The 12,953-nt window shown below is 57.3% G+C and carries 9 protein-coding genes; 6 read left to right on the top strand and 3 right to left on the bottom strand.

All coding sequences use genetic code 11. The features are described from left to right. The first annotated feature begins 987 nt into the window (after positions 1–987). The 5 genes from RGU44_RS10530 (at position 988) to RGU44_RS10510 (ending at position 6,759) form a co-directional block, all read left to right on the top strand. On the top strand, positions 988–2,028 hold the full coding sequence (locus tag RGU44_RS10530) for an ABC transporter substrate-binding protein (protein WP_322217066.1): 1,041 nt from the start codon (positions 988–990) through the stop codon (positions 2,026–2,028). Continuing rightward, a complete protein-coding gene (locus tag RGU44_RS10525) occupies positions 2,025–2,171 on the top strand; it encodes a hypothetical protein (RefSeq protein WP_322217064.1) in 147 nt (48 codons plus the stop codon). The genes RGU44_RS10530 and RGU44_RS10525 overlap by 4 nt, the downstream gene beginning before the upstream one ends. A 15-nt stretch (positions 2,172–2,186) precedes the next feature. Beyond that, a complete protein-coding gene (locus tag RGU44_RS10520; protein ID WP_322217062.1) occupies positions 2,187–3,773 on the top strand; it encodes a diguanylate cyclase domain-containing protein in 1,587 nt (528 codons plus the stop codon). Between the two features lie 692 nt (positions 3,774–4,465). Further along, on the top strand, positions 4,466–6,070 hold the full coding sequence (locus RGU44_RS10515) for a response regulator (RefSeq protein ID WP_322178529.1): 1,605 nt from the start codon (positions 4,466–4,468) through the stop codon (positions 6,068–6,070). After that, complete coding sequence (locus RGU44_RS10510; RefSeq protein WP_322178530.1) at positions 6,067–6,759, top strand: HAMP domain-containing sensor histidine kinase; 693 nt, start codon at positions 6,067–6,069, stop codon at positions 6,757–6,759. The genes RGU44_RS10515 and RGU44_RS10510 overlap by 4 nt, the downstream gene beginning before the upstream one ends. A 37-nt stretch (positions 6,760–6,796) precedes the next feature. On the opposite strand, the gene RGU44_RS10505 is transcribed toward RGU44_RS10510, so the two are convergent. Beyond that, a complete protein-coding gene (locus RGU44_RS10505) occupies positions 6,797–7,912 on the bottom strand; it encodes a hypothetical protein (protein ID WP_322217060.1) in 1,116 nt (371 codons plus the stop codon). Between the two features lie 479 nt (positions 7,913–8,391). Between RGU44_RS10505 and ppnN the strand changes: the two genes are divergently transcribed. Next, the gene (gene ppnN, locus RGU44_RS10500; protein ID WP_322178532.1) at positions 8,392–9,765 is read left to right on the top strand and encodes a nucleotide 5'-monophosphate nucleosidase PpnN; all 1,374 of its coding nucleotides are present in this window, start codon (positions 8,392–8,394) and stop codon (positions 9,763–9,765) included. 138 nt (positions 9,766–9,903) lie between these two features. On the opposite strand, the gene RGU44_RS10495 is transcribed toward ppnN, so the two are convergent. Continuing rightward, positions 9,904–10,443: a DUF3087 domain-containing protein gene (locus tag RGU44_RS10495; RefSeq protein ID WP_322178533.1), complete on the bottom strand. Its 540-nt coding sequence runs from the start codon at positions 10,441–10,443 to the stop codon at positions 9,904–9,906. A 146-nt stretch (positions 10,444–10,589) separates the two neighbouring features. Next, the gene (locus RGU44_RS10490; RefSeq protein ID WP_322178534.1) at positions 10,590–12,794 is read right to left on the bottom strand and encodes a M66 family metalloprotease; all 2,205 of its coding nucleotides are present in this window, start codon (positions 12,792–12,794) and stop codon (positions 10,590–10,592) included. Between the last annotated feature and the right edge of the window lie 159 nt (positions 12,795–12,953).

Below are 12,953 nucleotides of genomic sequence, written 5' to 3'. Positions count from 1 at the left end.
TGCACTTCGCTACGCATGCGTTCGCTGTTGCGTAGCGAAGTGCTTGTGGTCACCAGCAGCGTCGCGAGGTCGGCATTCCGGGAGCTGCGCAGTAGTCGTGCCAGTTCGGTGTTCCAGAATGTCTGTAGATGGCGTTGATCGCGCTCGCGCAATTGCCAGGCACAGCCTAGGTAGAGAACTCCAGGGATGAGGGTCAGTGCGCTGGCAGGCTGTTCGGCTAGTGCGAGACCACAGGCGCCGAGGGCCAATCCGAGCGGTAACCAGAGGTTGATCCCGCTGCGTTCCAGTAGGGCTATGCCCGGTTTGAACAATGCTTTGCCGAATGACGTGCCAGTAGGACGGCACTTGCCTGCGCCCCTGTGCAGCGTTGCGGTGGCATGGCCCATTGGGAGGACTCCTTGAGCAGGCATGAGGATTTCCTTTTGAACCAGTGTGAACGCAAAAACGGCGCACGCTCACTTTCCGCAATGCGGAGGTGAGCGGACGCCGTTGCCCGTAATAGTTGTGAAACCATCGTCGTTGATGGCTCAAGTGTGATCAGATCAAGCAAGTTGCTTGCCAGTCTTTGCCGTCGGCCGCAAGGAAACGTGTCAACCACGCAGTGAGAAGGGTGACTCTGTTCGATTGATATCGATGAACGATTGGCCTAGCACGGAACACGCTTGTTGGAAAACGCTGGTTAAGGATAGGAACTGGCTGACCTGTTTTCTCCTCAGGCTTTATTTCGATGTTTACGGCGAAGGCGGAAGAGGCGATCAACGCACCAGTCGTGGGAATTGCTGAGCCACAATGCTCTGTGATGGTTCGAATGACACATGATCGGGTTTTGGTGAGCTGCTTTCCGGTTTAAACGCAGAGGGGGGTCTTGCCCTCATTGATCTCGCGAATAGACTGTTTCCGACCAACGGCGAAAGTTGGGCGTGGTATTAAAGACTAAGGCATATAGCCATCTATATACTCAAAATCTCGCTTTTTTTGGCCTTGTCGATGAAGCACTTCTACCCATTTCTGCTCGTCCTTCTCTCCATCCTGGTCCCGACCCTGGCACAGGCTGGCGTTCAAACGCTACGTCTGCTTGCTTGGCCCGGCTATGCCGACAGCGACCTGGTCGCGGAGTTTGAGGCGCGTTACAAAGTGAAGGTCGAAGTCACTCTGGTTGGCAGCGACGAAGTGCTGCGTAGCAAGCTGGCGGAAAATCAGGGTGGCAACTACGACTTGATCGCTGCCAACACTGCGGAAGTCGAGTACTACATAGGTCAGCAACTGCTACAGCCATTGCAACCTGCGCGTATAACTAACACCTCGCGCCAACTCTTGCGCTTTCGCGACTACTCGAAGATCCCCGGGATCATGGCCGGCGGCAGCGTCTACGCGATCCCCTACACCTATTCGGACATGGGGCTGATCTATGACCGACAGCAGTTCAGTCAGCCGCCGCAGTCGATCACCAGTATGTGGGACCCCAAATTCCAAGGCCGTGTATTGGCGTTCAACACCAGCAGCCATAACTTCTCTCTGGCTAACCTGGCGCGCGGTGGCGACCCGTTCCACATCGCCGCCGCTGACTTCCCTTTGGTCACTGATCAGTTGATCGCTCTGCGCCGCAACGTGCTGACCTTCTATTCTCTACCGGAGGAAGCTGCCGAACTGTTCCGTGAGCACTCGGTGGCTCTACTATTTGCCAACTATGGCCGGCAGCAGCTCAAGCAGTTGCAGGACGCTGGCGCCGATGTCGGTTACGTGATTCCGCGAGAAGGTGCTTTGGCTTGGCTCGACTGTTGGGCGATCAGTCGCAACGCGCGCGATCCAGTGTTGGCCGAAGCCTGGATCAACTTCACCCTCGAGCCCCATGTCAGTCGCGCCTTGAGCGAGCGTCAGGGCTTGTCCAATACCTTGGTGGAGCCGGTTGGTATGGACCCGTCGGCACAACTGATCTGGCTGCGTCCTGTCGAGGATGATGCACATCGTACTGCGCTATGGCAGCGCATCATGTCCGGCGACCGGCCGCCCCTGCAGGAGGCGCGATGAGGTTCAGTATCGCCCTCAAACTCGGGTGCCTGATGGCTCTGTTCGGCATCCTGCCCACCGGTCTGGCCGGATATTATTCCTACATCAGTAGTCGCGACATTCTGCTCAAGGCCGCAGAACGTGACCTGCTCACTTCCGCCTAGGTGCTCGGACGCAACTTGCACGGCAACCTAGACGACATCGGTCTCGATGCGCAACTGCTGGCCAACGGCCCCGAGGTACGCGAGCTTTCGGACGCCGGTAGCCAGAGTACGCGTTTACATGCGCAAGATAACCTTGCCGAGTTGTTCCGCGCGATGTTGCAAGTGCACCCAGACTATATGCAGGTTCGCCTGATCAGCGCTGTCGACCATGGCCTCGAACTGGTGCGGGTGGATCGCGACGGTGAGCGCTTGTTACGCGTCAGCGGTGCCGATCTGCAGGAGAAGGCCCATTACGCTTACGTGTTCGACACCTTGCGCTTGGCGCCCGGTGAAACACGCTTGTCCCCGATAGTGATCAATCATGAGCAGGGCGCTCACTCCGGGTTGGGCAAGCCGACCCTGCACGTGTCCACACCCGTGGCTGACGCCAGCGGTAAAGTATTCGCCCTGATGGTGATCAACGTCGACCTCGACCAGCTCTTTAGCCAATTGCAGGGAGATTTGCCCGCGCAATACCAAGTGTATCTGAGCAATCGCTGGGGCGACCTGCTGGTCCACCCAGACCACCAACGCACTTTCGGATTTGACCAGGGACGTCGTCTGTTCATCCAGGACGAGTTCCCGGAAGTCGCCAGACTGCTGGGTGAGAGGCATAAGGACCACGTAATCAGTCGTAGCGTCGCGCAGGAGCAGCAAGATGGGCTGGTTGCAGCGTTTGTACGAATCTCAAACAATGCGCAGACCTCAGAACCTTTCATCGTCCTCGGCCTCGGCCAGTCACAAAGCCTCGTACTCGCCGAGGCCTCGCGTGTAGGCCAGAAGATCGTCCAGATTGTTCTGCTGTTCAGTCTGCTGGCCCTGCTCACGGCGATCATCACCTCGCGTGCGGTCATCCGGCCGCTGAAAAGCATGACCCGAGCCGTGCAGCTATTTTCCCGTGAACGCAAGATCAGCGAGCTGCCCTCGCGTCAGGACGAATTGGGCCAGTTGGCCCAGAGTTTTCGCGAAATGGAGGAAGAAATCCTCAGCCAACTGGACGACCTCACGCACAGCCGCACGGCCTTCGAACACCTGTCTCGACATGATCCGCTGACCGGTCTGCCGAACCGTCGGGTGTTCTTTGATCGCCTTGAGTGTGCCTTGATCAATTCACAGAGTAGCGGCAAGCACTTGGCGGTGCTGTTTGTCGATCTCGATCACTTCAAGAGCATCAACGACCGGTACGGCCACAGCCTCGGTGACCATGTGCTCAAGGCGGTGGCCAACCTGCTACGTTCTGCCACCTGCGAAAACGATTCGGTGGCACGTTTGGGGGGGGATGAATTCGTCATCTTCTTCGAGGCGGTTGAGGATACCCAGCATATTGTCACCATCCTGGAGAAGCTGCATAACCGCTTCCAGCTTCCCCTGTTCATTGATGGTCATGAAGTGAGAATCAATGCAAGCATGGGTGTCAGCATGTTCCCACGTGATGGCAACGATATCGAAGCCTTGGTCCAGCACGCGGACCATGCGATGTACGCAGCCAAGAAGTCGGGTCGCAACACCTACTCATTCGACCTCTCGGACGCGGGGGAAAACCGCTGCGAGTCGCCCTCCTGATTAAGCATCGCTGATCACTGCGGCAGGAACAATTTTGCCATTATCAATGTCCTTGGGCGATCAAACAAATGCCTCGGCCATTGACCGTGGATACTATTTAATCCAACTCTTTAAGCACTCTCCAGAGGGGCGGGTCAGAGAAAACTTCTCACGGTAAAGAGTGTTCGTTGCGTTTAGTGTATTAAGACAAAAAATTCCTATAAGTCACTCACTGTAATCAGGTGACAAACATGCATAATTTTTTCTGCCCTATTTGTCGTCTGATTACGGTCCTTGTCCACGCATGACTCCGAGTTCTGCTTGACTGTCTTGCACAGAAAGAGCGACATGGCTCTTGGGCAATTTATGGCGTTATGGGTATCGTGTTCATAGTCTTCTTCTTGCCGATTTCTACCAGTATTGATTTCCTGTTTTGGGTCGATAGGAGACTATCTTTCTGCTGTCCGAATTGACCAAAAATCCGGTTGCCGCTGAAGCTCTTATAGCGTTCGCCCGAGCGTCTGGAAACGCTTGGATCAAGGCCATTGCGATGCGGCAAGCAAGAAGGATAGCATTGCTATGTAAAGTCGCTTGATGACCTATTACGCTTAGCTATTATGTGCGCGCCGAAATGGGCAGCGAAGCTCAATCCGTCCTTGCATTGGTATTTGCTTTTGGGCTCCTACTCTTTACTTCCCATGACAGGAATCTCGATGCTGGCGTACAACCAAAAAAAGTTTCTTATCGTCGATGATTTCTCCGATTTTCGCAGTTCGGTCAGGTCCATGTTGCGCGAACTGGGCGTTGTGGAAGTAGACACCGCCGATACGGGTGAGCAGGCGCTACTCATGTGCGCGCAGAAACGCTACGACTTTATCCTGCATGATTTCAATTTCGGTGACGGTAAGAAAAATGGTCAGCAGGTGCTTGAAGACCTGATGACCGATAAGCTGATAAGCCATGAAGGTGTTTTCGTCATGGTCACCGCCGAGAACAGCCAGGCCATGGTGATGAGCGCCCTGGAATGGGAGCCGGATGCTTATCTGACCAAGCCGTTCAACCGAGCGGGCCTGGCCCAGCGCCTTGAAAAGCTTGACCAGCGCAAGACGTTGCTCAAACCGATTCTCCAGGCGCTTGATCGCGGCAAGCCTGCCGATGTGTTGGCCGCCTGCACCAGCCTCACCGAGAAGGACCAGCGCTTTGCCCCCCTCTGCCAGCGCTACAAGGCTGATGCCCTGCGCGATCTGAATCAGCATGATGCGCTGGAAAGCTTTCTCAAGATGATCCTGGCCGACCGCGCTACGCCTTGGGCTTACGCGGCGCTTGGCAAATTATTGTTCAAGCGCGGCAAGGCCAGCGAGGCTCAGGCTATTTACGAGCGGGCAATGATTGCCTTTCCGATGATCCCGACGCTCTACGATGGCCTGGCTGATGTGTTAGTTGCCCGTGGTGACGCGCGACGCGCCCAAAGCGTACTCGAGGATGCGGTACGTTTGTCGCCATTGGCGGTGCGTCGGCAAAGGTTGCTGGGCAAGCTGGCGATGGGTAACGAAGATTTTGAAAGCGCCTCCAAGGCTTATCGTCATGCCGTGTCCCAAGGGCAGTACTCGCGCTTCAAGGATCCAGAGAGCAACCTCGGCCTGGCACAAGCACTGATCAGCAAGAATGGTGATAAGGGCCTGGATGCCCGGGCCCGGGTGGAGATCAACCAGACGCTGGGCGAGGTCGCTAAGGAGTACGGCAACGATCAGGGGCTGCAATTGCGCACTCGTCTGATGAAGGCGACCAGTCTGCAACAGTCGGACCCTGAGACCGCCGCGAAGCTGACCGCGCAGGCGTTGGCAGTTCTTCAGGGCATGGAGAGCTTTCTCGGCGCCGACGCGGCACTGGCGGTTGCCGCCCAGCTTCAGCGCTTGGGTCAAGAGGAAGCTGGAGCAGGGGTATTGAAAAACTGCGCAGAAATCTACGGCGATGACCCCGCAGTCATGCAGGGCATCTCTCGCCTGACCGATGATCCTGCGATCCTTGGTGCGGGCAAGGCCGCCGCTGACCTCAACCTTCAAGGCGTACGCAGTTACAAGGCTGGCAATCTCGCCGAAGCGCAGGATTTTTTCCGCCGCGCGTTGGCGTTGCAATCGAAGAACATCAGTATCGCCCTGAACATGGTGCAATCGTTGTTGCCTGCGAAGGGCGTGACTCCAGATGCTGCACGGCTTGAAGAATGTCGGGTGTGCCTGAACATGATCGGCATGATGCCTGACACGGATCCCCGTTATGAGCGTTATCAGAAGTTGCAGAGTCGGGCGTTTGGCGCATGAATACTAACGATGAGGGCCTCGACTTCTCGATGGTGATCGCCTCCATCGTGCATGACATGAAGAACTCCCTGGCGACATTGATGCACGCTCATAGCCAGTGGCTGATGCGGCTGCCCGACGTGCAGCAAGGCACCCCCGAGCATGGGGCCATCGAATACGAATTCGCCCATCTCAACGGGATGTTGGTGCAGTTGCTCGGTTTGTATAAGTTGGGCGTCAACCAGTTGCCGCTGCGGCCTGACTATCATGAGCTCGATGATTTCATCGAAGCACAACTGGCGTGCCATCAGGATGTCTTGAACAGTCACGGGATCGTCGCGAGTTACGAACTCCAGGGCATTAATGTGCTCGGCTTTTTTGACCGTGAACTGATAGGTTCGGTGGTGGCGAACATTATTATCAATGCCATCCGTTATGCGCGCCATGCTGTGTTGATCAGCGCCCATGAGGAGGGAGACCAACTTGTGTTGACGATCAATGACGACGGACCCGGGTATCCAGCGCAGATGATCGAGCGTCAGTCAGACTATGTGCAGGGCATCAATCAAAGCAGCGGCAGTACCGGTCTAGGCCTCTATTTCGCAGCGCACATCGCCAAACGGCACGAGCGCAATGGCGTGCATGGACATATCGAACTGGCCAACGGCGGCAAGTTGGGGGGCGGTCAATTCATTATTTATCTTCCTTGAGTGCCGTCGCGATAAAAATGCCCCGACCCTTGTGGCGTTATTCAGTCGCCTTCCCGTCGTCGCTCGGCGCTTGCTCATCACTTTTGTTGTCCTGGAGAGGTTGCTCACCGGGCGGAGGAAGGTCTTGAGGTATCGGTTCTAATTCGACCGACGGGGTAAAGGTTTTGATGAGGCTTCCCTCGATGTGTCCTGACAAGTGATAGACCCCTGCCATTACCCCGGTGGTGGGATTGTCCATCAGGTTACGCCGCTCATCGTCCAGGGCGGCGCTCAGGATTACCCGAAGCTGCTCCACCATTTCTGACCGTTCTTTCTCGTGCGCAATGGCGCCGAAACCCGACACAGCAAGGGAAATCATCGTGCCTGCTACTCGGCCAACCGCCGCGGCGACAGCGCCTGCGACACCTCGGGTGGGGAGCGTGGCCTCCAGTTTTTCGCTGGTCCGTTGTGCCACTGACGATATGCTTGCGTCCGATGGACCGGCGCCCGCACCACTTGGCGTATTGCGGATCTGATTGACCAGAGCCACATACGCCGGCAGCTTGACGACAGGATCGATGTGGATGATCTGGTAGAGCGAAGCGTTACGATTGGGTGGTGGCGCCAGCTCGATTGCTGGAATGTCTTTGAATCGTCGGTCTAATTGGTCTAGAGGCACACCGTAGCGTGGCGCAATGCCCTGAAGTTGCGTGCCGAGAAGCTGGATGTACAGTTTCGTCGTCTGCTCCATGACCGCGCCGGGATCAATCTGCTTGGCAACAGGGTCCAGCACGCGATTGTGGTATTGCTCCTGCAGATAGTTAGCCATTCGTTTGGCCGGATCGGTCTCTTTCCCTGTGCTCACCTTGTACCAGGCCACCTTGAGCGTCAGCCATTGCTGAGTCCAGTAGCCGGTAAACCACGGAATGAAGTCTGCCTCGGTGCGCTGGTAGGCGAGGTCCCTCCAGTTTGCCATGGAGCTGCGCGCATAGTCCTTGGCCGATCCTTTCGCGGTCAGCGACGCGGTGACAATATCCCAGTCGACCTGTCGCCAGGTATCCTCCGAAACCAGAACCGGCGGAGTCTGATCGGGGGCGTGATTTTTGGAGGCGCACCCTACCAACGCCATCATCAAGGCGACGATAAGGGCGAGGATCAGGGAACGCAGATTCAAGATCGCAGTCCTCTAAATAGACTCGACCGCGTTAACCCATCCGGCATTGGATGAGCTTCAAACAAACACTCCACGCCTTTTTTGATTCGCAAGCCTCAGTGCGCGGCTATCCTTCTGATACCCGGCATGGAGTGCTTTTGCCGCTTTGCGCCTTCCCCATTGGAAGGGGCGTTCAGCGTCTCGGGTCATGGCCTTTTGAGTATAGGTGGTGAAAGGGGGGGCAAGAAAACCCAGCGATCTTATGAGTTAGCGCCGTTCCATGCGTGGCCGGGTAAGATGACGAAACTGCTCATTGGCCTTTAGCTGCCGCTTTCTCTGCTGTGGTGAAGGCGCTCGACCCCGGAGGATCTCACCGCAACGTTTGCTTTTCAGCCCGGTCGCCGGAGAAAATACCCGTCACGCGCGACTGCATTTGGCACTCACCCTCCTGATGCAACTGACCCTACCGGGCTCGGTGGCATCGATCTCAGGAACCTAGAATGGCCCCAAGACATGTAATTAACGCTTCGGTAAGCCCAAGGGGCAGCCTGGAGACTCTGTCCCAACGTGAAGTTCAGCAACTGAGCGAAGCCGGGGCTGGCAGCATCTACAAGCTGTTCCGCCAATGCGCCTTGGCAATCCTCAACACAGGCGCCCACATAGATAACGCCAAGACTATTCTTGAGGCCTACGAGAGCTTCGAGGTTCGCATCCACCAGCAGGATCGTGGCGTGCGCCTCGAACTGCTCAACGCGCCTGCGGACGCCTTCGTCGACGGTGAGATGATCGCCAGTACCCGCGAGATGCTGTTCAGCGCGCTACGTGACATCGTCTATACCGAGAGTGAGCTGGACAGCCAGCGCATCGACCTGAGCAGCTCGCAGGGGATCACTGACTACGTCTTCCACCTGCTGCGCAATGCCCGCACCCTGCGTCCCGGTCTGGAGCCGAAGATGGTGGTGTGTTGGGGCGGCCATTCGATCAACACCGAGGAATACAAGTACACCAAAAAGGTCGGCCACGAACTGGGCCTGCGCAGCCTGGACATCTGCACCGGTTGTGGGCCTGGCGTAATGAAAGGGCCGATGAAGGGTGCCACCATTGCTCACGCCAAGCAGCGAATCATCGGCGGCCGCTACTTGGGCCTGACCGAACCGGGAATCATCGCTGCCGAGGCGCCTAACCCGATCGTCAATGAGCTGGTGATCCTTCCTGACATAGAAAAACGCCTCGAGGCCTTCGTGCGCGTCGGCCACGGTGTAATCATTTTTCCAGGCGGCGCGGGCACAGCCGAGGAGTTCCTCTACCTGCTCGGGATCCTGATGCACCCTGACAACAAGGACCTGCCGCTCCCTGTCATCCTGACCGGGCCAAAGAGTGCCGCGCCCTACTTGCATCAGTTGCACGCGTTCGTCGGCGCTACGCTGGGGGAGGCCGCACAGACTCGTTACGAAATTATCATCGATGATCCTGTTCAAGTAGCAAGGCAAATGACCGTGGGACTAAAAGCGGTCAAGCAGTTCCGTCGAGACCGAAATGACGCTTTCCATTTCAACTGGATGCTAAGGATCGAGGAAGGCTTTCAGCGCCCGTTCGACCCCACCCACGCCAACATGGCCAGTCTCCAACTGAGCCTGGACCTGCCTCCTCACGAATTGGCGGCCAATCTGCGGCGTGCCTTTTCCGGCATCGTTGCCGGTAATGTGAAAGACAAGGGCATTCGCCTGATCGAGCAGCATGGCCCTTACCAGATCCGTGGCGACGCGGCGGTGATGCAGCCTCTGGACCGCTTATTGAAATCGTTCGTCGAGCAGCACCGCATGAAGCTGCCAGGCGGCGCGGCCTATGTGCCTTGTTATCAGGTGGTCACGTAAAAACCGGATGTGACCTGTCCGTAGTGATTGTCTGGGCGTCAAAAACAGCCTGAAAGGCTCGGGCGGTCATCGTTCCGGGCCTGGCCCCAACGCTCAGGTATCAACGTGTCGTTGGGGCGATACTGTATCGCGAGGGTGTTACTTCGCCTTCGCCGCACTGGCTTTCTTTGCCGCCGCAAGCCAGGCGGGATCCAGTCGATGCTGGTCGGTATCAATGCCGAGAGCTTCCATGCGCGCCTTGTGCAGGTCGGCCTCTCGCACTGTCTGGCTTGCTGCGCCGGAGTTGCCATCCAACTGGTGCATCTGCGTGAGCCCCAAGTGATAAAAGCGCAGCAGTTTCATGGCCGTCGGGTCACTGGCCTGCACGCCCTCGGTGACGTAATGCATGACGTTGGTAATGCTCATTAGGCTGCGTTTCAGCTGCCAGCCGTAGACGGCCGGTGCCATCCATGCCTGCGACCAGAACTGGAACCGCACCACGGTCACGGTCACTGCCAACGCGGCAATGACGCCCGCCGCATTCAAGCGGAAATTATCGCCACCGGGTTCGCCAAACAGCTTCACGGCAACGCTGGACAGCACCATGGCCAGCAGCGCGAAGATCACGATAATGATCAGCGTACTGCGTCGCGTTTGCCGTCGATAGGTTTCAGGATTGAATTGCTTGATCTCAAACATCACTGCTGCAGCGCCCCTTTGTTGAGTGGATAACACTATTGCGGGGCATTATCGCCTGTAAGAGGTGGGCACAGGCACGCTTAATGAGTCGGCTCACGTGTGTAGGTGCTTTTCGGTCGAAATCCAGCCCTGAGCAGGTGCCTTTCTCACCGGGCGTGAGGACCCGTTCGGCCCTGATCTTTTGCCGTATTAAAAACCACAACCGTTTGAACTCGGCCTTGGCTCCAGTCGACGTCGAGTACCAATTCATGGCGACCGGCAGCAGGGGAGAGCCATACTTCGCGCCCCCGTCCTACAACCTTGTCGTCGAGCATCCAGGTGAGTCGCTCCGCTGACAGTGGATACCCTGCGGAGTCAGTTGCATTGCCTGACGCCTGTATCGGTTGATCGGCTCGCAGCGTCTGCCCGTTCTGCGGGTAAAGAATCGCCACCTCAGGCGCACGTTCGGGCAAGTCGACGACCAACGCTGGCGATTCGGCGGTGAAAAATCCGTCATGTCCGAGTAAGCGCAACTGGACCTGTCCTGCGGGTAAACCGGTCAGCGGCAACTCCGCTTCGCCACCCCGCAGGCCAACGGCCAAGCCGTGCCATCGCTCGCCTTTATCGACAGTCCATTGCACCCAGACGTCGACATCGCTCTCGGCGTCGACCTGCCACCTCAGCGCCAGTTGTTGTGTCGACGTCACGTCGGCTGTGGCGCTGACGAACTGCGCAGGACGTGCAGGCGCCTGGCGTGTCCAGACTTGCTCTGCCGGACCTGCGATGCGCAGCGATGAGCCGGGCGCTCTGTCAGGCAGGTAGACTTTGAACATGAACGGTGGGCGGTCGGGGTCTTGGTTCGGGTGTCCGTGGCCCTGGCAACAGCCGCATCCACCCTGGAAGTCGGAGCGCACCAGCGATCCACTTGCAATCACGTGGCCCTGCTCGTTCATGAGTTGCGCAACCCAGTGTGTCTGCACGCCCGTGGGCAATGCTGTCACAGGGACACGTGCGACAGATTGAACCTGAATCTCCCCGTTTTCCTCGACATGACCCACGATGGAAATGACCGGATTCATCGTTCGCCCCTGCAGTTCGTCCTGTAGCCATGGTGGATCGGGCCACCAGAGGTGTTCGATGTCAAAAGCCCTTTCCAGAGGGTAATCATCGAAAATCGAACGCTCTCTCAACCACCGGGGCTCAAGTCGCGGGTGCTGAAGCAAGCGGTCGTGTTGATACAGAGACATCCAGCGTGGATTGCAATAGGACATGTAGTCCCGCGCCGTCGTCGGGTCGTACACCGCGCCGTTGCGAATATCGAGCCCGAATTCACCAATGGACGCGGAGGCATAGGGTTCGTAAGTCGGGTAGTTTGGATCGGTCGCCCCTGCGGCACCGCATGGGGTGTGCTGGAAGCCATAGCCATGGCCGATTTCATGCAGGAACGTCAGTTGATTACCCACGGCTCCAGCGCCCAGGCCATCCTGTCCACAGCCTGGCACGTTGAGCGGGATGCCAGCGGGGAGCAAACCGTAATACACAACGTCCGTGCGGTTGCCGTCGTTGTCCCGGAGTAGTGCAAGCCAGTTGAGCAGGGTGCCCCAATTGGTTGAACAGGCTCCTGGTCCAGAGCGTACGTCGTCCAGTGGGGTTGCCCAGTTCAAGGTGCCGCAACTGGCGAACGATCCGGTGGCCTGCACGGGCATGGCAGCGAACGCCATCGATGCATTGGTTTGCAAATCCGCGAGTGTCGGCGCGGGAAGCGTGAGTTGGGTAATGGCCGGTTGACCGGGTGCGGGTGTATTGGCGGAACTGGGACCGTTGTATGCGACGAGAATGGCACGCACGCGCAGGGTCTGAACCAGGTTCGTATTGATGATAATGCTGCTGTCTGAACTTTCAATGCCTTGCAGGCGCGCCGTCAGCCGTAACGTGCCATGACACTCCTGGGCAGGAATCAAAAAGTTCAAGGTACGGTTTATGTTGTTGCGCTCGGTTGCGTAATCAACGGTTTGCTCAGCCGTAACAGTCGCCGCACCTTGAGCGGCGTAAGTCGCGACGGCGTCATAGTTCAAGGCGTGGTTACGGCGCGCGAGGTCCAGCGAACCAGTGACATTGGCAACGGAGCTTAATAACCCGGAACGTACATAAACCCGAACCCAGGCCGCTTTGTACGCCACCAACTGGACCGAGTTATCCGGTCCACGGTCGGCGCTATCGGTTAAGTGTTCGGCAGCTCGGTAATACTGGATCGACTGTGTCACTTCAATGCCGTTAACGCGGGCGCGCCAAAGGCGATAGCGATCAATAAAGGACTCTTGCCACCAGCGCAAGGCCCCTGCGCGGATCTGATCAAGGAGAGTGGGTCGCACAGTCTGCTCCCTTCGTTATTCAATAGATGAAAAACAAGGCATGCATGGTGTTGCTGTTAGACGGCGTGCGCAGTGGAGTATAGGAGGGCCCCTGAAAAATACGGTTCATTCTGTCGGATTAGTGCGGGCACCTTTTTTGTGACGCAGGTGTATTGAATC

The organism is Pseudomonas sp. 5C2, assembly GCF_034314155.1.
GTDB lineage: Bacteria > Pseudomonadota > Gammaproteobacteria > Pseudomonadales > Pseudomonadaceae > Aquipseudomonas.
This window is presented reverse-complemented; position numbering and strand designations above follow the sequence as displayed.